Here is a 19,580-nt window from a genome sequence, read left to right on the forward strand (position 1 = left end):
CGAGACGGAAAAGGCCGCCCCCGCGAGGAGGCGGCCTGAGCCGTTAGGTCGCGCGGATCAGCGCTGGTCGGTCTTGCCGGGCTGGATGGCGCCGGTGTCGACGCCGCCTTCCAGGCCGTCGTCGAGGCCTTCGACGGGCGTGCCCTCGACGCCTTCATTGAGGCCGTCGTCACGGCGCTCCCCCTGCCGTTGCTGCTGGCCCGGCGCATTGCGCGCGGCGTCGTCCTGCTGCTGCTGCGGGGTGCGGGTCTCGCCCTGCTGGTTCTGCTGGTCGGACTGCCGGCGTTGATCGTCGGACGGTTGTTGTTGCAGACCTTCGCGGTTGGCTTCGTCGCCCATGGTGGTCGCTCCCTGATACGCGCCGGAGGCTTCCGGCGGGGAGATGAACGAGGTGGAACGACGGTCGTTCCTAAGTCGAAAAAGCGACAAAAGCTGCGCCGGAACAATGAGAACCCTCTCCCATGGGGAGAGGGAGGGACCCGCGCCGGAGGCGTGGGAGGGGGAGGGGATAAGACGTCGGCCGGCGTGCCGGCAGGGCGGTCGTGAGAATCGGCGAGGGTGTAACCCCCTCACCCTCCCAAGCTTCGCTTGGGTCCCTCCCTCTCCCTCAGGGAGAGGGTTTTAGGAGGCCATCGTCTCGCGCTTTTCCTCCAGCGCCAGCCAGTCCTCTTCCGCCGTGGCCAGGTCGGCGCGGGCCTTGTCGAGGGCCTTCATCAGCTTGTCGAAGCCGGCCGGGTCCTTGGCGTAGAGGTCGGGGTCGGCCAGCTTGGCCTCCAGGTCGGCGATGATCTTGGGGCTGGCGGCCACCAGGGCCTCGCATTCCTCCAGGCGCCGCTGATCCTTGTAGGACAGCTTGACGGTCTTCTTCGGCGCCGGCGGGGCGGCGGGGGTGACGATGGCCTTGTGCGAGCCTGTGCCGGTGGCGAAGTCGCCGGCCGCGCCGCGGGCGCCCTTGAAGAAGTCCGGGGCCTGGTCGATCAGGTCGCTCCAGCCGCCGGGGGTCTCCAGCACCTTGCCGTGGCCGTTCATGGCGATGGTCGAGGTGGCCAGGCGATCGATGAAGTCGCGATCGTGGCTGACCAGGATGAGGGTTCCCTCGAAATCAGCCAAGACCTCTTCCAGCAGGTCCAGGGTGTCCATGTCCAGGTCGTTGGTCGGTTCGTCGAGGACCATCAGGTTGGTCGGCGTCGCCAGGGCGCGGGCCAGCAGCAGGCGGTTGCGCTCACCGCCCGACAGGCTGGTGACCGGCTGGCGCAGCTGGGCCTCGGTGAACAGGAACTCCTTGGCGTAGCCGGCCACGTGCTTGGGGATGCCGCGCACCAGGATGGAGTCGCCGCCGCCGGGGGTCAGGAAGTCCCACAGCGTCATCTTCTCCGACAGCGCCATGCGGTTCTGGTCGACGTAGGAGATCTCCAGATTGGTGCCCAGCTTGATGTCGCCGGCGTCGATCGGGATCTCGCCCAGCAGCATGCGCACCAGGGTGGTCTTGCCGGCGCCGTTCGGGCCGACCAGGGCCACGCGGTCGCCGCGCAGGATGCGGGTGGAGAAGTCCTCGACGATCACCCGGTCGCCGAACTTCTTGGTGACGTGCTTGGCCTCGACCACGCGCTTGCCCGACGTGCCCGAGCTTTCGACGGCCAGGGTCATGCTGCCGCGCTTGTCGGCCTGCAGGTCGCGCTTCTGGCTGCGCAGGTCCATCAGGGCCCGGCGGCGGCCTTCGTTGCGGGCCCGGCGACCCTGGACGCCGCGCGCCAGCCAGGCGTTTTCCTTCTCCAGCTGCTTGTTGAGGCGACGCTCCTCGTCGGCCTCGGCGGCCAGCACCTGCTCGCTCCAGATCTCGAACTCGGCGAAGCCCTTGTCCAGGCGGCGCACCTTGCGGTGCTCAAGCCAGAAGGTGCGCTGGGTGACGCGGTTCAGGAAGGCGCGGTCGTGGCTGACGATCAGGGCCGCGCACTTGGAGCCGGCCAGCTCCTCTTCCAGGGTCTGGATCGCGAAGATGTCCAGGTGGTTGGTCGGCTCGTCCAGCAGCAGCACGTCGGGCTGTTCGGCGAACGCGCGGGCCAGGGCGGCGCGGCGGCGCTCGCCGCCCGACAGGCCCACCGTGCTCTTGGCGTAGTCCAGGCCGAAGTCGGCCAGGGTGGCGTGGGCCTCGTAGTCCTCGGCGCCGCCGGCCGTGCAGTAGTCCAGCAGGGTCTCGCCGGTGATGTCCGGCTCCTGGCTGACATAGACGATCTTGGCGCCGGGCTGGGCCGCGCGCTCGCCGCTGTCGGCCTCGATGCCCTGGGCGGCCAGGATCTTCAGCAGGGTCGACTTGCCCGCGCCGTTGCGACCCACCAGGCAGGCGCGCACCCGCGGCTCCAGCGCCAGGTCCACGCCGTCGAACAGCGGCTTGGCGCCATCGGCGAGGCGAACGTCCTTGAGAGCCAGGACAGGGGCGCGAGTCGGGGAGGCCATGATCGGGAGGTCTTACTGTCGGCGAGGAGGGAGGAGATGGGGGCGTATAGCAGGGCAGGCGAGGGGGCGGGGGGTTTTCTTGTCGCGGCATGAGCGCCTGCCGACACCTCAGGCTACGACGGGGACATGCCCTTGGGCGTGTCCCCAGCCGGATCACCGCCGTTCGAGTGAATCAGCGGACGACCGGACCCGAGCGCGTCATGAAATCGCTGTCGGCAACGCTCAGGAACGTCCACATCAAAGAAGGTCGCCATCTCGCATCCCAGGAGAGCCGCCAATGGCGCGGGCGACAGCAAATCGTCGGCCCGTCCCATCAGATGCGCGCTCACGCTGGACCAGGGCCACTCGACGGCCTTTGACACCAAACCCGCCCGAACGGGGTTGAGGCCGACATACCGGGCGCACATGAGAAAATAAGGCTCGTCCATCGGCGAGGACCCGAAGCGACCCTGCCAAAGGTGCCCGGTCCAACCCTGTTTCTGGTTGATCAGCCAAGTGTAGCGCTGGTGCGTGGCGCCCACGGCCTTGGCCAAGCCATCCTCCGTGTCGGGCGTGGCGATCAGGTGGACATGGTTTGGCATCAGGCAATAGGCCCAGACCTCGACCTTGGCCGCCGTAAAGGCTTCGGCGGCGATGTCCAGATAGGTCTGATAGTCATCGGGACCGAAGAAGGTCGGCTGCCGACGGTTGCCTCGCTGAATGACGTGATGGGGCATTCCGGGGATCACGATGCGCGGCGGCCTTGGCATGGCTTCCTCTCATTGTGTTCCTATTTTGTTCTATTTCTGGTTGCGAGGCAAGATGCGTCTGGGATGAGGGTGGGGACACGCCCAAGGGCATGTCCCCGTCAGGGCGAAAGGAAAAAGGGGCCGTCCTTCGGACGACCCCTTTCCACCTCATCGGGAGCGAACTGATGCCCCCGTACGCGAGATCTCTCTCGACTAGTACTTCAGGCGGACGCCCACCCGGAAGTAGCGGCCCACGATGCCCGACTGCGAGTAGGTCGGGTTCCAGTTCACCGCGGCGTAGTTGGCCGGGTTGAACATCGGGCCGGCGTCGAACAGGTTCATGACGTCGGCGTAGACGCTGGCCTTTTCGGTCACGTCGTAGGCGCCCGTCAGGTCGACGGTCGTGAACGACTTCACGCGGCAGTAGAAGTCGTCGTCGCCGTACAGGCAGCCGTTGGCGGCGCTGTCGTCGACTTCGCGCATGCCGCTGACGTAGTTCATCGTGCCGGTCACGTGGATCGGACCGTGCTCGAAGGTGTTCGACCACGACAGGCGGTTCTTCGGGGTGCCGGCGCCCGACGACAGGGCGTACGGCGCTTCCTTGCCGACGTAGTTATAGGTCGTGCCGTCCTGCGTGTACTTGAAGTCGAACAGGGTGGTGGCGTCGAGGTTCGTCGTCCACTTCACGTCGTACGGCAGGTAGAAGCTGGCCTGGACGTTGAGGTCCAGACCGCTGGTGACCAGCGAGTCGGCGTTGATGTACGGCGAGGCGATCGACAGCACCCGGCGCTGGGCGGTCGGGTGATCCGGGTCCACCGCGTCGGCGACGACGGTGTAGCCGGCCGGGATGGCCTGGCCCGAATAGTAGGCGTCCAGGGCGACGCCAGGCGCGGCCTGGGCGATCACGTCGGTCTTCTTGATGTGGTAGTAGTCCAGCGAGACGCTGAAGTTACGCGTGGGGGCCCACACGGCGCCGAACGTGTAGCTGGTCGACTTTTCCGGCTTCAGGTCCGGGTTGGCCGTGGTGATCTGCGAGAGCGAGTAGTCCTTGGTGTACTCGTTGTCGCCGTGGGCGGCGCGGAAGGCGTCGAACGAGGCGTCGTCGAACGAGAACGTCGTGAAGCCCTGGGCGGCCGAGTCGCCCGATTCCGAGAAGCTCGGAGCCCGGAAGCCCTTCGAGACCGTACCGCGGATCGCGATTTCCTTGGTCGGGCTGAACTTCATGCCGATCTTGGGCGAGAAGTTGTCGCCGAAGTCGGAATAGTGGTCGTAGCGACCCGAGGCGTTGACTTCCAGCTTGTCGGTGATCGGCATGCCCAGCTCGGCGAAGGCCGAGGCGACCGTGCGGTTGCCGATGGTCTTGGCGTTGCCCAGGCCCTGGGCGTCGTTGACCGGGTTCAGGGCCGGATCGTTGGTGGCCTCGTAGCGGAACTCGCCGCCCAGACCCAGCTGAGCGTCGCCGCCCGGCAGGGCGAACACGCTGCGCGAAGCCTGGAAGCTGATCGAGTCCAGGTCCGAGGTCGAGGTCTTGGCCAGGGTCGGCGACAGGGCCTTGCGGACCGCGGCGCTGTTCTTGGACGGATCGATGAAGTTGTACGAACCGTCGGCGATCACCTTCATCAGGTTGTCGTAGCTGACGAAGCCGTTCTGGGCGCTTTCCAGCCAGCCGTGGGCGATCACCAGGTTGGCCTGGTAATCCCAGTCCATGGCCGAGCCCTTCACGCCGCCGACCATGCGGGCCATGCGGTTGGTGAACTCGGCGTCGGCCGGCAGGTCGCTGAAGCGGTACTTGATCAGGGCGTACTGACCGGCCGCCGCGAACGGGTTGTTCGGGTTCAGGCTGCCGTCGGTCAGGGTGATCGGCAGGACGATGTTGCTCAGGTTATGCGGCGTGCTGGACGAGATCGGAACCGGGGTGCCGGTGACCGAGGTCTTGCTCTGCACGAAGCTGCCCGACAGGTAGGCCTCGAGGTTGTCGTTCGGCTTGATCGTGAAGCGACCGTAGGTGGCGATGCGCTCTTGCTTGGGCTGGACGTCGCCGAACGTGGCGATGTTCTGGGCGCAGTAGCTGCCGATCGAGGCGCCGGTGTCGTCGTCCAGGCGCGGGTCGACGGTCAGCGGGGCGTCGGGGGCGCAGGCGCGCAGCGGACGCCACTCGTTGCCGAGGCCGCCGATGGCCTGGCCGCTGGCCAGGTTGCCGGCTTCGGTCAGGATGGCCGGCTTGACGTTGCCGTAGAAGGTGCTGCCGCCGGCTTGCGGGTTGTTGTTCTGGCCGCCGGGGATCGAGGTCAGGTCGTTGGTGTTGAACGGGAAGCCGCGCTGGTCGATGCGGATGCGCTTGTCCAGCTGGTACTCGAAGTCGCCGTAGACGTTGTACTTGTCGGTATCCAGGTCGCCGTAGCCGAAGTCGGCGCTGAAGCGGTACTGGTCGCCGCCGCCATGCTCGCTGGCGCCGATCGAGGCGTCGGCGCTCATGCCCTGGTAGTTGGACTTCATGATGATGTTGACGACGCCGCCGATGGCGTCGGCGCCGTACAGCGACGAGGCGCCGTCCTTCAGGGTCTCGATGCGCTCGACCGCGTTGAACGGGATCGAGTTCAGGTCGACGAACGCCTTCTGGCCGTCGTCGGCCAGCGGGTAGTTGGCGTTCCGCAGGCCGTCGATCATCACCAGGGTCGAGTTGACCGACAGGCCGCGCAGCGACACGCCGGTCGAGCCGGCGGCGAAGCCGTTGCCGAAGGCGGCGGGGATCGAACCGGAGTTGTCGGCCGACAGGCTGCGGATGGCGTCGGCGATCGTGGTGATGCCCTGGGCCTTCAGCGCCTCGGTCGTCTGGACCGTGACCGGCGACGGGGTCGCGGTGTCGGTGCGACGCAGCAGCGAACCGGTGACGACGACGGCTTCGACTTCGTTGTCGGCCGGGGCGGCCGGTTGGGCGGCTTCCTGAGCGTTCGCGGCGAAGGCGGCGAAGGTGGCGGCCCCCGCGATCATCGTCGTCGCGAGCAGACGCCCGCGGGTGATGTGCAATTTCATGTCGGTCCCTCCGGGCGCTCAGAGCTTGGCCTCATCGACCCGCTCGTCCCGTCGCCCTGTCAGTTTCAGGTTTCCCGGAGGACCTCCGTCCCCGGTTGCCGTTGGGATAGGAGCCGTCAAAGACGCCCGTCAATCGTGGACGCTGTTATGTAATCAATATGTCGAAGACCTGTCACATCCAAGCAACGGCCGATACCCAAATGCGGCGAGAATGGGACTTTTAGGTGTCAGCGGCGCAATGAGGCGTAGATAAAACGCTGATATCTAAGCTTGACTGTAATGAATAAGGTTCGAAGAACTTGGTGATCTGAGATGAATCCTTACAGGCCTGCAACTATTGTAACAATGCTCATCGAAAGTCGATATTCCGAGATCGATTATCGATACGTGTAACCGCACAAAGCGAGTCTCTGGAGGGCTCGAACCGCTCGATCAGCCCCCGGCAGCGACCGTTCGTCGCAACCACGGTTAAGCTCTTGGCCACCCCGTTGCGGCACAACGTGGGGTTCGGGTCGGGGGAAACCGTGAGCACTGAGACAGACTTGCCGGAACCGTGCCCAGCGCACGGCGTGGTCGACACGTTCGAGAAGGCTGACAGCGGTGTCTCCGCGACGTCCGCGCGTCGCCGGTCGTGGACCCGCCACGGGGCCGAGCTGTGCCTGATCGTCCTGTTCGTCCTGACCGCCGCGATCATCGGCTTCCAGCACCAGCTGTTCGACCGCGAGATCGTGGTCACCGACGCCACCGCCGCGAACTACGGCTACAGCGGCTATGCCGACCAGGTGGTCGGCGGCAGCTCCACCTTCAAGGCGGCCGCCAGGCCGCTGACCTGGTCCTGCGACCTGAAGACCGGCGGGTCGGCCTCGCTGTTCTGCGGCTATGAGGTCGTGCTCGACGGCAACGGCGCGCTGCCCGGGGTCGACCTGCGCACGCTGGACGCCATCGCCCTGACGATCGACTACGACGGCCCGGCGACGGCCCTGCGGTTCTATCTGAAGAACCAGGACCCCCGCTACAGCACGATCGGCGACCGCTCGACCGCCAAGATCAACAAGGTCGAGTTCTCGGTCCGCAAGGGCCGCCAGACCGTGGTGCTGGGCCCGCGCGACTTCAGCGTCGCGGAGTGGTGGCTGTCGGGCAAGCACTTCGCGCCCGAGCTGGCCCGCACCCAGTTCGACGACGTCGTGGCGGTCGAGGTGTCCACGGCCACGACCGCGCCGCCGGGCCGCTACGACATGCGGATCGAGTCGCTGGTCCTGCGCCGCTCCAGCATCGCGCCGGCCACCCTCTATCTGATCATCCTGGCCTCGTGGGCGGTGGCGATCGTCTTCTACATGGCCGTGCGGGTCGAGCGCGCGCGCCGCGACACCCAGGACAAGGAGCGGGCGCAAGCCGAGGCGCGGGCCGCCCTGGCCGCCGCCAAGTCGGCCGCCGAGCGGGCCAGCGAGGCCAAGTCCGACTTCCTGGCCCATATGAGCCACGAGCTGCGCACGCCGCTCAACGCCGTGCTGGGCTACGCCCAGTTGCTGGAGCGCCGCGCGCTGGCCCCGGCCGACCTCGGCGCCGTGCGGACCATCCATCGCAGCGGCGAGCACCTGCTGTCGCTGATCACCGACCTGCTGGACCTTTCGAAGATCGAGGCCGGGCGCATGGAGCTGCGGGCCGGACCCGTGCGGCTGCGCCAGGCGATCGCCGCCGTCGCCGAGATGGTCCAGGTGCGGGCCCAGGAGAAGGGCCTGGCCTTCCAGTGCGTGGTCGACGACGACGCGCCCGAGGCGGTCCTGGCCGACGACAAGCGGCTGCGCCAGATCCTGCTCAACCTGCTGGGCAACGCGGTGAAGTTCACCGGCGAGGGCCGGGTGTCGCTGCGCGTCTCGGTGCTGGACCAGGACGCCGAGGCCGCGACCCTGCGCTTCGAGGTGCAGGACAGCGGTCCGGGCATCGCCGAGGACGAGCTGGAGCGCATCTTCCAGCCCTTCGAACAGGTCGGCGAGATCCAGCGTCGCGAAGCCGGCACGGGACTGGGCCTGGCGATCAGCGGGCAGCTGGCCGGCCTGATGGGCGCGACGATCCAGGTGCAGAGCCGCCTGGGCCAGGGCGCCTGCTTCTGGTTCGAGGCCCGCTTCCCCCTGGCCGACGCGCCGCAAGCCGGCGCCGCCCCGGCCCTGGCCGACATCCGCGGCTACGCCGGCGAGCGCCGCCGCCTGCTGGTGGTCGACGACAACCCCGACAACCGCGACCTGCTGCGCGACCTGCTGCTGCCCCTGGGTTTCGAGATCGAGACCGCCGGCGACGGCCGCGAGGCGGTGCGGCTGGCCCAGCTCGTCCGGCCCGACCTGATCCTGATGGACCTGAAGATGCCGGTCATGGACGGCCACGAGGCCACGCGCCTGATGCGCCTGATCGAGCCGCTGAAGGACGCGCCGATCATCGCCGTGTCGGCCAACAACGCCGAGGAGGCGCGGGCCACCTCGCGGCTGGCGGGGGCCGACGACTTCGTCAGCAAGCCGATCGAAAGCGACGAGCTGCTGGGCGCCATCGGCCGGGCGCTGGCCCTGGAGTGGATTCTCGCCGACGGGGCCCGGGCCGCGCCCCAGGTCGAAGCCGAAGAAGAATCGACGGTTGCTCCTTCGCGCCGCCTGCGGATCCTGGCGGCCGAGGACAATTCGGCCAACAAGGCGCTGCTGCGCGCCATGCTGCAGGGCCTGGACGTCGACCTGCGGATGGCCTCCAACGGCGCCGAGGCGGTCGAGACCTGGACGGCCGACGACTTCGACCTGGTGCTGATGGACGTGCGGATGCCGGGCATGTCCGGCGTCGAGGCCACCCGGGCCATCCGCTCGGACGAGACCCGCACCGGTCGCCGCCGCACCCCGATCGTGGCGCTGTCGGGCGACATGCAGGACCACCACCAGGTCGAATACCGAGCGGCCGGCATGGACGCCTGCCTCGCCAAGCCGATCGAGTTGCGCCAGCTCTACGCCCTGATCGCGGCGGTGGCCGATGAGCGGCTGCCGGAGCTGGAGATGGCGGGGTGAGCATATAGCGCCGTGCGTGGTCCTCGTCCTTCGACAAGCTCAGGATGAGGACCATTGTGGGAGCGTGGACACTTTGGGCCGATGACCATTGTGCCGGCGGTAACAGTAGAAATCCTCATCCTGAGCTTGTCGAAGGACGGGGATTTCGGCTCCGCGAGAGGCCGGGAAGCGCGTCCCAGTCCCCTCGGATCACCGCTTCCTTCTTGGCCCGAAGGCCTTGGGATCAAGCCCCGCATTGTGTTCCGAGGCCCGGCCTTGGGGATCGTCGCCCCGGTGGGAGCCGATATAGTACATGCCGTCCGAGCATCTCAGAATGTAAACCCAGGCGCCGTGCACGACCTCGTCCTTCGACAAGCTCAGGATGAGGTCGACTTTATAGGCTAGCGCTTTAGTTGCAAGGCATCCCCATTCTCCTCATCCTGAGCTTGTCGAAGGACGAGGAGAACGCACGGGGCTAGGGTCGATCCCCTAATACGGCAGCTGCTCCGGCGCCGCTCCAGGCGCCGGCACGCCCTCCGGCGGCGCCACGGGCTCCAGTTCCGAGGCCGAGCGGGCGAACTCCGCGCCGAGGGTCTCGTAGAAGCCGTTGCGGGGATCGGGCGTCGACAGCGGTTCCGGATCGGGCAGCAGCCAGGGGAAGTCGCGCACCGCCAGCCCCTCGTGCGCGGCCAGCATGAAGCGCCGCCAGATGCTGGCCGGGATGTCGCCGCCGACCACCCGGTTCATCGGCCGGTCGTCGTCGTTGCCCACCCAGACGCCGGTCACGTAGTCGGGCGTGAAGCCCACGAACCAGGCGTCGCGCCAGTTCTGGCTGGTGCCGGTCTTGCCCGCCGCCGGCCAGCCGAACGCCGCGCGCCTGGCGGTGCCGACCTCGACGACCTTCTTCATCATCTTGACCATCATGCTGGCCTTGCTGATGTCGTAGACGCTGGCCGGAGCGGCCCCCGAGGCCACTGGGACGGTGTGGCTGAAGATCGGCTCGCCGCCCTGGGTGGTGATGCTCTCGATCACGTAGGGCTGGACGCGCACGCCGCCCTGCTGGAACACCTGGAAGCCCGAGGTCAGTTGCAGCAGGTTGACCTCATAGGCCCCCAGCGCCACCGACAGGTCGGGGTTGGAGGGCAGGGTCGTGATCCCGAACCGCCGGGCCAGGTCCCCGATCGCCGGACCGCCGGCCTCCTGGGCCAGCTTGACGGCGATGGTGTTGATCGAGTTGACCAGGGCGTCCTGCACGGTCATCGGGCCGCGATAGCCGCCGGCGTAGTTCTCGGGCTTCCAGTCGCCGAACTGCACTGGGCCGTCCACGCGGATGTCGGTGGGCATGACGCCCTTCTCCAGGGCCGCGGCGTAGACGAACGGCTTGAAGGTCGAGCCTGGTTGGCGGCGGGCCTGGACGGCGCGGTTGAACGGGCTCTCGACATAGTCGGTCCCGCCCACCATGGCCCGCACGGCGCCGTCGGCCGACAGCGACAGCAGGGCCGCCTGCCGGGCCCCGGCGCCCTCGCCGCCGACGGCGATGGCCTGGCGCACGGTCTGGACGCCCACGTGCTGCAGGCGCGGGTCGATGGTCAGGCGGACCACCAGGTCGGGGGCGTTCTGGCCGGCGATGCGCACGGCCTCGCCGGTCGCGTAGTCCAGCACCCAGCCGTAGTCGCCCTCGTCGGCCACGGCCAACGGCGACAGCTTGGGCGTGTCGTCCAGCGCCCGGCTCTCCTGCTCGGCGGTGATCCAGCCCTCCTTGCGCATGTTGGCCAGGATCAGGCGCGAGCGGGCCAGGGCCGGGCTCATGTCGCGGGTCAGGGCCAGGCGCGAGGGCGCCTTGAGCAGGCTGGCCAGCAGGGCGGATTCCGACAGGGTCAGCTGGCTGGCCGGCTTGTTGAAATAGGTCTGGGACGCGCCGTCGACCCCATAGGTGCCGGCCCCGAAATAGACCCGGTTCAGATAGAGCTCCAGCACCTCGTCCTTGGTCAGCACCCGCTCCAGCTTCCAGGCCAGGTACATCTCCTGCACCTTGCGCTTGGTGATCCGGTCGGGCGTCAGGAACATGCCCTTGGCCAGCTGCTGGCTCAGGGTCGAGGCGCCCTGCACGGTGCGGCCGGCCCGATGGTTGATCCAGGCGGCGCGGACGATGCCGTAGGGGTCGATGGCCCCGTGCTTGTAGAAGCGCTTGTCCTCGGCCGCCAGGAAGGCCAGCGGCACGTAGTTGGGCACCGCGCCGAGGGTGATGCGCTGGCCGTAGCGCGGGCCCCGGGTGGCGATCACCTGGCCGTTGCGGTCCTCGAACCGGATGCCGGGCGCGCGGTTCACCGCGAACAGCGCCTCCCGCGAGGGCAGGGGTGGGGCGTCGCGCAGGTACTTCCACCAGACATAGCCGGCGCCCGAGGCGGCGGTCAGCAGCATCAGCAGCACGACGACGGCCAGCGTCCACCAGATCCAGCGGCCCTTCTTGGCCTTGGCGTGCTTCAAATCAGCGCGGAAGGGCTCTTCCGGCGGCCTCTGCGGCGGGGGCTCGGACGGGGGCGGAGGCGGCGGCGCGGACGCGAATTCCGGAGGCCGCGCGGGCTGTTGGCCCGCCGGCTTGTCGTCGAAGCGATAGGGCGGCAGCGTCCAGTCGTTCAAGTCGGCCCCATGGTCCCGTTTGGTCTTAAGCTAAATTGGGTTTAGGACGCCGCGATGATGGCGCGCAAACCTTTCTGGGAGACGAAGTCCCTAAACCAGATGACCGTCCCCGAGTGGGAGAGTCTATGCGACGGCTGCGGCCTTTGCTGCCTGGTTCGCTTCGAAGACGAAGACACCGGCGAGATCATCCCCACCAGGGTGCATTGCCAGCTGTTCGACGAGCATCGCTGCAGCTGCAAGGACTATCCCAACCGCCGCAAGACCGTGCCCGACTGCATCAAGCTGACGCCGCACAATATCGAGACCCTGGAATGGATGCCGCCGTCCTGCGCCTATCGCCGGCTGCACGAGGGCAAGACCCTGCCGCTGTGGCATCCGCTGATCACCGGCGACCCGGAAAGCACCCACAAGGCTGGCATCTCGGTGCGCGACCAGACGGTGTCGGAGCTGTCGTTCGACGACCCCGAAGACGCCCTGGACTTCGTCGCCACCGACCTGATGTACGACAAGAGCGACGTGATCTACGACCCCGAGGACTAGAGCTCGGCGTCGGCCTCCAGCGCCGGCCAGGGGACGAAGGCCAGCAGCAGATAGCCGACGAAGGCGCCGCCCGGGATCAGGGCCAGCAGCACCCACCACGGCGAGAAGCCGGCGCGCTGAAGAATCCGCACGCCGGGCCACAGGAAGGCGGCGCCGAACGCGATCGCCGTGCTCAGGACGATCAGCCAATGCAGCCAGGACATGGTTCCCATCGCGACGCTCCTTCGAATCCGATGGTCAAGCTTTGAGGGGTTTTCGGCGGTTCGGCAACCGGTGCGATGGGCCGGCGACGAGGCGGGGTTTGCACCGCGGGAACTCGGTATTCCCCCGTATAGACACCCTCGGGCCTCCGCCGGATCGTCCAGCCGGACAAGGATCCGGAGCTGGACGATGGACAGACGTCATTTCACCGCTTTCGCCCTGACCGGCCTGGCCCTCGCCGCCGCTCGGCCCGCCCTGGCGGCCAAGCCGCCGGCCGAGTGGGACGGGCTGGTCAAGGTCAAGGCCAAGCGGTTCGAGTTGGTCTATCTGCGGCCCGGCGCCGACTTCCGCGGCTACACCAAGGTGATCCTCGACCCGACCGAGATTGCGTTCGAGAAGAACTGGAAGCGCGACTACAACAGTTCCTCGGCGAGCTCGTCGCTGCAGGTGTCCGACCGGGACATCGCGCGCATGGCCGACGAGGGCCGCAAGGGCGCCGCCGAGATCCTGCAGAAGGCCTATGCGGCCGGCGGCTATCCGGTGGTCAGCGAGCCGGCGGCCGACGTCCTGCGGGTGCGCACGGCCCTGATCGACATCACCGTCACCTCGCCCGACACCGACAGTCCCGGGATCGTGCGCAGCTACAGCCGCGACGCCGGCGGGGCGACGCTGGTGGTCGAGGCGCGGGACTCGATGACCGGCGCCCTGCTGGGCCGAGCGGTCGACAGCCGCACGATCGACGACTTCTCGATGGAATGGCGCAACCGCGTCACCAACCGCCAGGACTTCAGCCGGCAGATCGAGACCTGGGCCAAGAACAGCGTCAAGGGCCTGGACGAGCTGAAGGCCCTGTCGCCGATCGCGGGGTAGGGTTGATCGACATCAGGTCAGATCCCCAACTTCGGCCGTCATTCCCGCCCTTGTGGCGGGAACCCCTCTGTCCGCCGCAAGGGCAGTGATGTGGCGCGCCCGCGCGCCAAGGCATCTCCCCGTCGGCTGAACCAGGGGTTCCCGCCACAAGGGCGGGAATGACGGCTGGAAGGTGGTTTGGAGATTGGTCCAGCAGCTTGAAGCGCTGAATGTCGATCCGTCGTAGGCCCTCAGTCGCCGGGCCCCCGCTTGCCCGACAGCAGGGCGTAGATCGCCATCGCGTGCCCGTGGCCCAACCCCAGCTGGCCCTTGCCCCAGTCCACGACCTGGCCGGCCTTCACCCCGGGCTTGAGCGCGCCGCCCTCCGACAGCCCGACGGCGTCGGCCGCCGCCTTGAGACCCTCGGCGTCGAGGCCGGTCTTGGCCTGGATGGTGTCGAGATAGGCTTGGAAGGACATGGGGCGGCTCCGTGGAGGTGGTTCTCGATGCCAGGACGGTCGGGGAGCGCCGAAGCCGACAAGGCGCGACGGCTTTTCTTGGGCGGGCGGCGGCCACACTTCGGTCCGCAATCTAGAGCGGAGTCACCGCGGTCGTGGGAGCGCGGGGCGGGATGTTCAAACGGGGGAGGTCACAGGGCGGCGTCGTACGCACGGCCGCGCTCGTCGCGTCGGGCGTCCTTCACGCGGTCCTGCTGGTCCTTCTGGTGCGCTACGCGGCGCGGGGAACGCCGACCCATCGTGAGCCGCCCACGATCCAGGCCATGCTCGTGCCGCCGGATCGACCAGGTCCGATCCATCGCGACCGCCTCCGTCCTCCGTCGTCGGACGACCGCGACGCCCTGGCCCGAGCCGCGCCGGTGCTTCCCGTTCAGGCCGCGGCGCCGCGCCCTGGCGAGGTCGCGCCCTTCACGCCCGGCGACGCCTTGCCCTCGCCAACCGAAGCCGACGTCGCGGCGAGGGCCCTTCGCGGCCTGCGCGGCTGCGACCGGGCCGAGCTGACACGCCAGGAGCGCGAGGACTGCGAAGCCCAGCGCTGGGCCAAGGCCGCCCCGGTCACGGCGCGCCTGAACCTCGACCTGTCCGGCCGCTACGCCAAGAACCCGGAGCCCTTCCTGCTGCGCCGCCCGAAGAAGGGCTGTCGCGCTCGCATGGGCGGCGATCCGGACGTCAGGGGCGACGACAGCAATGTCCGCGCGGGCGTCACCTGCGTGAAACCGTTCTAGGCCGCGCGGAAATCGCCGCGCCGAGCGGACAGGACGGCCCTGAGGCTCGTCCGGGTCTCCAGCTCTGAGCCGATGATGCCCATGGTGTGGGTGCCTTCGGTCTCGACGGCGCCGGGCGCGATGGTGTTGACCCGGATGTTGCGCGGGCCGAGCTCCTTGGCCAGCACGCGGGTGATCGAGTCCACGGCGGCCTTGGTGGCCGTGTAGACCGAGGCGGTCGGGATATCGACGGTGGTGGCCGCCGAGCTGATGTTGATCACGCTGCCGCCGTCCGGGCCAAAGCGCTTGGCCGCTTCGCTGGTGGCCAGCAGCACGCCCAGGACGTTGGTGTCGAACTGACGCCGGTATTCGGCCTCGGTCACCTCCTCGATCGGCGCGAAGGCGTAGACGCCGGCGTTGTTGACCAGGATGTCGATGCCGCCGAAGGCCTTCTGGGTTTCGTCGAACAACCGCGTGACGTCGTCGCTGCTGGCCACCGAGCCCTGGACGGCGATGGCCTTGCCGCCGGCGGCGACGATTTCGGCCACCACCTTGTCGGCGCCTTCGCGGCTGGAGGCGTAGTTGACCGCCACCGCCGCGCCCTCGGCGGCCAAGGCCTTGGCGATGCCGGCCCCGATGCCCTTCGACGCGCCCGTGACGACGGCGGTCTTGCCTGCAAGCTTGCTCATGAACTCTCTCCGGTCGCCCTTAGTGGCGAACGCTTCGATACTTAGATAACCATCGAAGTAGTTCAATGCGCGAAGCCGCGAGATTTTTCGCGGGCGGAGTCAGATTTCGGCGAGCTGGGCCAGATAGGCGTTCAGGACGTCGCGCTGCAGGACCAGATAGGTGAACTTGCCCTGCCTGCACATGCGGACCAGGCCGGCGCGCTCCAGTTCCTTCATGTGGTGCGAGAGCGTGGCGGCGCTGACCGGATGGCGCTGGGCGACGGCGCCGCAGGGCGTGGGCTCGCTGGCCGAGCCGATTTCCTTGAGGATCTGGCGGCGGCGCGGCTCGGCGAGGGCCTTGCCGATCAGATTCACCTGGCGTTCGTCCAGCACGGTGCGCGACGGGTCTTCCATGGCCCTCATATGCGATGGGGCGGCGGCGGAAGCAAATGGGTTGGCGGCCTAGCCGTCGACGGCCTCCCGTCGGCGCCCTGACGGGGATAGAGCGCCGTCGATCCTCGGCGTTCAGCGAGTCGACGCCAACGAAATCAACGCCCTGAACTTTCTCGACCGAACTTATCAGCGGCGCCCGCTGCTCCCGTATCTTTGTGTCATGGCCGGGAGAAGCGAGATGAGCCCCGAAGACCTGATGCGAGAGAGCGACACTGAGTTGGCGACGCTGTTCGCCGCCAATGTCCAGCGGATCAAGGCTGACGCCGCGCAATGCTCCAAGGCCGAGATGAACAGCCTGATCGCCGGCGCGGGCTTGGCCAGCCGCCGCGTCAGCGGCGCGTTGGCGGCGAGCCACAAGGGTTTGGCTGGCCCGGCAAAGGCGGCGGCCTCGGCGTCGAAGACCGCGCCCGCCAACGAAAACGAAATCGACACCGACCCGGAGATGGAAATGGATGACGATTCTGGTCGAACCCCCGAACGGGTGGAGCAAGTTCGCGCCGAAATCCGACGCCGACTGGGCGTTGTTGATGGAGCCCGAGAATCTAAATCGGTGGACGGAGGCGGCGCCGTGGTCGCTGGTGGAGCATTGCTTTGCGAAGCTAAGGCGGACGGAGGCGCACCAGAGGCCTCCGGGTGACCCCTGGAACACCTGGCTGTTCCTTGGCGGGCGGGGCGCCGGCAAGACCTTCGCCGGGGCGTCCTGGATCAAGCAGCAGGCCGAGGCGGGCGGTCATCTGGCCCTTGTCGGGCCCACCTTCCACGACGTGCGCGAGGTGATGATCGAGGGCCCTTCGGGCCTAAAGAGCCTGTATCCGGTCGGCGCCCGCCCTCGCTGGGAGGTCACCCGTCGACGTCTGCTTTTCAGCAACGGCGCCGTCGCCCAGGCCTTCTCGGCCGAGGACCCGGACAGCCTGCGCGGGCCGCAGTTCCACGCCGCCTGGGCCGACGAGTTCTGCGCCTGGCCCAAGCCCGCCGAGACCCTGGCCATGCTGCGCTTCGGCCTGCGCCTGGGGACCGACCCCCGCCTGGTGGTCACCACCACGCCCCGGCCGATCCGCGCCCTGCGCAATCTGATCGCCGAGCCGGGCGCCGTGAACACGCGCGCCCCGACGTCGGCCAACGCCGACCACCTGGCGCCGGCCTTCCTGTCGACGCTGCAGGGCCTCTACGGCGGCACGCGGCTGGCCGCCCAGGAGTTGGACGGCCTGATCGTCGAGGGCGAGGGCGGTCTGTTCCGGGCCGAGGACCTGGCCCGCTGCCGGGGTGCGCCGCCGGCCGCCTTCGACCGCGTGGTCGTGGCCGTCGACCCGCCGGCCACGGCGGGCGGCGACGCCTGCGGGATTGTTATTGTCGGTCGCTTCGAGGGCCGGGCGTTCGTGTTGGCGGACAGGACCGCGAAAGGCCTGTCGCCCAACGGCTGGGCGAGGCGCGCGGTGGACGCCGCCGTCCGCTGGTCGGCCGAGGCCAACCAGGGCGGCGACATGGTCCGCGCCGTCCTCGCCCAGGCCGGCCCGCCGTGCGCGGTGAAACTGGTCAAGGCGTCCGTGGGCAAGCGGGCCCGGGCCGAGCCGGTGGCGGCGCTGTACGAACAGGGCCGGGTGGTCCACTGCGGGGCGTTTCCGGCCCTTGAGGAGGAGCTGATGGCCCTGGGGTCGGGGGATTTGGATCACAGTCCGGACCGGGCGGATGCTCTGGTCTGGGCTGTGAGCGAGTTGATGCTGGGGGTGGGGAGGCGGCCGCGGTTGTCGGTGTTGTAGGTCAGGACGCTCCCCCCTCCGTCGGCTTCGCCGACACCTCCCCCACAGGGGGAGGACCGAGAAAGCTTAGGCCCTCCCCCTGTGGGCTCGCACCGCGTCGCGCTCCGGGCGATCGCCCACCCAGTGGGCGTAGCTGTCGACTTCGACCGCCAGGTTGGCCGACGCGCAGAAGAAATCGAAGATGTAAGGGCCCATCGGATGCTGTCGCCGGAAGCGCAGGCCGTCGAGCTGCGAGCCGCGCAGCGCTCGCCACAGGATCCTTTCTGGAAGGGACATGTCCTTCCGCAGTTCGCGCGCCCTGGCGACGAAGGCCTTGGGTTCTCGCATGCCGTTCCACTCCCCCCACCGATCGCTGCGCGATCGCCTCCCCCACAGGGGGAGGGCCTGTTTCTCCGACAGCTCACGCATAACATGTTCCCTTTTCGTTCCCAACCTCCGCGAGGCGCCCCATGCCCCTGTTCAAACCCCGACGCCCGCCGGAGACCAAGGACTCCCGGGCCGCGCGGCTGATCGCCATCACGACGGCCGGACGGCCGAAATGGACGCCGCGCGACTACGCCGCCCTGGCCTCCGAGGGGTTCGCCAAGAACCCGGTCGCCTATCGCTGCGTGCGGATGATCGCCGAGGCCGCCGCCGCGGTGCCGTTGACCGTCTTCGTCGGCGGCAAGCGGGCCGACGACCATCCGTTGCGCAAGCTGCTGCAGGGCCCCAATCCCGAACAGGGCGGGGCCGATCTGATGGAGGCGTTCTTCGGGCATCTGCAGGTGGCCGGGAACGGCTATCTGGAAGCTGCCCAAGACACAGGGGGCGGAAATGACGACGTCCCCACCGAGCTCTACGCCCTGCGCCCCGACCGGATGACCGTCGTCCCCGGACCGCGCGGCTGGCCGCTGGCCTACGACTACCAGGCCGCCGGCCGCACCGCCCGGATCGGCCGCGACGCCGCAGGCTGGCTGCCGGTGCTGCACCTGCGGCTGTTCAACCCGACCGACGATCACTACGGCTTCAGCCCGCTCGAGGCGGCGGCCTTCGCGATCGACGTGCACAACGCCTCGGGGGCCTGGAATAAGGCCCTGCTCGACAACTCGGCCCGGCCGTCCGGGGCCTTGGTCTACGCCAACCGCGAGGCCGGCGACCGGCTCTCGGCCGAACAGTTCGAGCGGCTGAAGGCCGAGCTGTCCGACGCCCACGCGGGGACCGCCAACGCCGGCCGGCCGCTGCTGCTGGAGGGCGGGCTCGACTGGCGGCCGATGTCGCTGAGCCCCGCCGACATGGACTTCATCGCCGGCAAGCACGCCGCCGCCCGCGAGATCGCCCTGGCGTTCGGGGTCCCGCCCCAGCTGCTGGGCGTGCCGGGCGACGCGACCTACGCCAACTACCGCGAGGCCAACGGAGCGTTCTGGCGCCACACGGTCGTGCCCCTGGCCGAGCGGGCGGCGCGGGCGTTGTCGGCGTGGCTGGAGCCCAAGTTCCCCGGCGCCCGCATCGCCTGCGACCTGGACGCCGTGCCGGCGCTGTCCGCCGAGCGCGACGCCCTGTGGGCGCGGCTGGAGGGGGCCAGCTTCCTCACCGACGCCGAGCGGAGAAGGTTGGCGGGGCTGGAGGGGTAGGCGGCCGAGCCGTTTCTCTTAGGCCCTCCCCCCGTGGGGGAGGTGTCGCCCGTAGGCGACGGAGGGGAGAGTGATCGGCAGGCGCCGTCCTCCCGGATCGACCACCCCAATACTCCCCCCACCGGCCTTCGGCCGCCTCCCCCACAGGGGGAGGGATTTAGCGGGACGAACCCATGACATCACCCACCCGCTGGCGGCTGGACCGCCAGGTCTCCATCGGCCTGCTGGTCGCCGTGGCCCTGCAGGCCGCGACCGCCCTGATGTGGGCCGGCCGGGCCTCGGCGCGGATCGACGACCTGCGCCAGCGCCTCGACGCCCAGGCCCCGGTCGCCGAGCGCCTGGCGCGGCTGGAGACCCAGGCCGACGCCACCCGGGCCTCGCTGGCCCGGATCGAGAGCAAGCTGGACG

Annotated in this window: 17 protein-coding genes and 2 pseudogenes; 8 read left to right on the forward strand and 11 right to left on the reverse strand. The window is 68.8% G+C overall.

Annotated elements, in window-relative coordinates:
* Positions 1 to 57 precede the first annotated feature (57 nt).
* The 4 genes from AC1DYP_RS19215 to AC1DYP_RS19230 form a co-directional block, all read right to left on the reverse strand.
* Positions 58 to 339, reverse strand: coding sequence for a hypothetical protein (locus AC1DYP_RS19215; protein ID WP_477031833.1), 282 nt, complete (start codon positions 337 to 339; stop codon positions 58 to 60).
* Positions 340 to 621: 282 nt separating this feature from the next.
* Positions 622 to 2,454, reverse strand: a complete 1,833-nt coding sequence (locus AC1DYP_RS19220) for an ABC-F family ATP-binding cassette domain-containing protein (RefSeq protein ID WP_477047686.1) — start codon at positions 2,452 to 2,454, stop codon at positions 622 to 624.
* A 113-nt stretch (positions 2,455 to 2,567) separates the two neighbouring features.
* A complete protein-coding gene (locus AC1DYP_RS19225; protein WP_477047687.1) occupies positions 2,568 to 3,203 on the reverse strand; it encodes a transposase in 636 nt (211 codons plus the stop codon).
* Between the two features lie 192 nt (positions 3,204 to 3,395).
* The gene (locus AC1DYP_RS19230; RefSeq protein ID WP_477047688.1) at positions 3,396 to 6,215 is read right to left on the reverse strand and encodes a TonB-dependent receptor; all 2,820 of its coding nucleotides are present in this window, start codon (positions 6,213 to 6,215) and stop codon (positions 3,396 to 3,398) included.
* A 524-nt stretch (positions 6,216 to 6,739) separates the two neighbouring features.
* Between AC1DYP_RS19230 and AC1DYP_RS19235 the strand changes: the two genes are divergently transcribed.
* Entirely contained in the window at positions 6,740 to 9,253 is a 2,514-nt protein-coding gene (locus tag AC1DYP_RS19235) for a response regulator (protein ID WP_477047689.1), read from the forward strand.
* Positions 9,254 to 9,442: 189 nt separating this feature from the next.
* Here AC1DYP_RS19235 and AC1DYP_RS19240 read toward each other — a convergent pair whose 3' ends face one another.
* Complete coding sequence (locus tag AC1DYP_RS19240) at positions 9,443 to 9,547, reverse strand: hypothetical protein (protein ID WP_477047690.1); 105 nt, start codon at positions 9,545 to 9,547, stop codon at positions 9,443 to 9,445.
* Positions 9,548 to 9,721: 174 nt separating this feature from the next.
* A complete protein-coding gene (gene pbpC, locus AC1DYP_RS19245) occupies positions 9,722 to 11,872 on the reverse strand; it encodes a multimodular transpeptidase-transglycosylase PbpC (protein WP_477047691.1) in 2,151 nt (716 codons plus the stop codon).
* A 54-nt stretch (positions 11,873 to 11,926) separates the two neighbouring features.
* Here pbpC and AC1DYP_RS19250 point away from each other — a divergent pair, with 54 nt between their 5' ends.
* Positions 11,927 to 12,412 carry a YcgN family cysteine cluster protein gene (locus AC1DYP_RS19250; protein ID WP_477031840.1) on the forward strand — a complete coding sequence of 162 codons (486 nt, stop codon included), beginning with the start codon at positions 11,927 to 11,929 and terminating at the stop codon, positions 12,410 to 12,412.
* On the opposite strand, the gene AC1DYP_RS19255 is transcribed toward AC1DYP_RS19250, so the two are convergent.
* On the reverse strand, positions 12,409 to 12,624 hold the full coding sequence (locus AC1DYP_RS19255; RefSeq protein WP_477047692.1) for a hypothetical protein: 216 nt from the start codon (positions 12,622 to 12,624) through the stop codon (positions 12,409 to 12,411). The genes AC1DYP_RS19250 and AC1DYP_RS19255 overlap by 4 nt on opposite strands.
* 178 nt (positions 12,625 to 12,802) lie before the next feature.
* Between AC1DYP_RS19255 and AC1DYP_RS19260 the strand changes: the two genes are divergently transcribed.
* Positions 12,803 to 13,483, forward strand: a complete 681-nt coding sequence (locus AC1DYP_RS19260) for a DUF3313 family protein (RefSeq protein ID WP_477047693.1) — start codon at positions 12,803 to 12,805, stop codon at positions 13,481 to 13,483.
* A gap of 230 nt (positions 13,484 to 13,713) precedes the next feature.
* Here AC1DYP_RS19260 and AC1DYP_RS19265 read toward each other — a convergent pair whose 3' ends face one another.
* On the reverse strand, positions 13,714 to 13,941 hold the full coding sequence (locus AC1DYP_RS19265; protein WP_477031844.1) for a DUF4287 domain-containing protein: 228 nt from the start codon (positions 13,939 to 13,941) through the stop codon (positions 13,714 to 13,716).
* Positions 13,942 to 14,093: 152 nt separating this feature from the next.
* On the opposite strand from AC1DYP_RS19265, the gene AC1DYP_RS19270 reads away from it, so the two are divergent.
* Positions 14,094 to 14,705: a hypothetical protein gene (locus tag AC1DYP_RS19270; RefSeq protein ID WP_477047694.1), complete on the forward strand. Its 612-nt coding sequence runs from the start codon at positions 14,094 to 14,096 to the stop codon at positions 14,703 to 14,705.
* Here the strand turns inward: AC1DYP_RS19270 and AC1DYP_RS19275 are convergent.
* Positions 14,702 to 15,373 (reverse strand): SDR family NAD(P)-dependent oxidoreductase, encoded by a 672-nt coding sequence (locus AC1DYP_RS19275; protein ID WP_477047695.1) that lies wholly within the window; start codon positions 15,371 to 15,373, stop codon positions 14,702 to 14,704. The two genes, AC1DYP_RS19270 and AC1DYP_RS19275, sit on opposite strands and share 4 nt — an antisense overlap.
* 99 nt (positions 15,374 to 15,472) lie before the next feature.
* Positions 15,473 to 15,775, reverse strand: coding sequence for an ArsR/SmtB family transcription factor (locus AC1DYP_RS19280; protein ID WP_477031847.1), 303 nt, complete (start codon positions 15,773 to 15,775; stop codon positions 15,473 to 15,475).
* A gap of 208 nt (positions 15,776 to 15,983) precedes the next feature.
* Between AC1DYP_RS19280 and AC1DYP_RS19285 the strand changes: the two genes are divergently transcribed.
* Both AC1DYP_RS19285 and AC1DYP_RS19290 read left to right on the forward strand, forming a co-directional pair.
* Positions 15,984 to 16,442 (forward strand): hypothetical protein, encoded by a 459-nt coding sequence (locus AC1DYP_RS19285; RefSeq protein WP_477047696.1) that lies wholly within the window; start codon positions 15,984 to 15,986, stop codon positions 16,440 to 16,442.
* Positions 16,435 to 17,562 (forward strand): annotated as a pseudogene (locus AC1DYP_RS19290) (DNA-packaging protein); the annotation flags it as partial. The gene AC1DYP_RS19285 and the pseudogene AC1DYP_RS19290, both read left to right, overlap by 8 nt.
* Before the next feature lie 66 nt (positions 17,563 to 17,628).
* Here AC1DYP_RS19290 and AC1DYP_RS19295 read toward each other — a convergent pair.
* Positions 17,629 to 17,889, reverse strand: coding sequence for an endonuclease domain-containing protein (locus tag AC1DYP_RS19295; protein ID WP_477047697.1), 261 nt, complete (start codon positions 17,887 to 17,889; stop codon positions 17,629 to 17,631).
* On the opposite strand from AC1DYP_RS19295, the pseudogene AC1DYP_RS19300 reads away from it, so the two are divergent.
* Positions 17,888 to 19,172, forward strand: a pseudogene (locus AC1DYP_RS19300) (phage portal protein). The gene AC1DYP_RS19295 and the pseudogene AC1DYP_RS19300 sit on opposite strands and share 2 nt — an antisense overlap.
* Positions 19,173 to 19,345: 173 nt before the next feature.
* Positions 19,346 to 19,580, forward strand: a 235-nt coding sequence (locus AC1DYP_RS19305) for a hypothetical protein (RefSeq protein ID WP_477047698.1), incomplete at its 3' end; no start/stop codon positions are given.

Source organism: Caulobacter sp. P1_D6, from assembly GCF_056406095.1.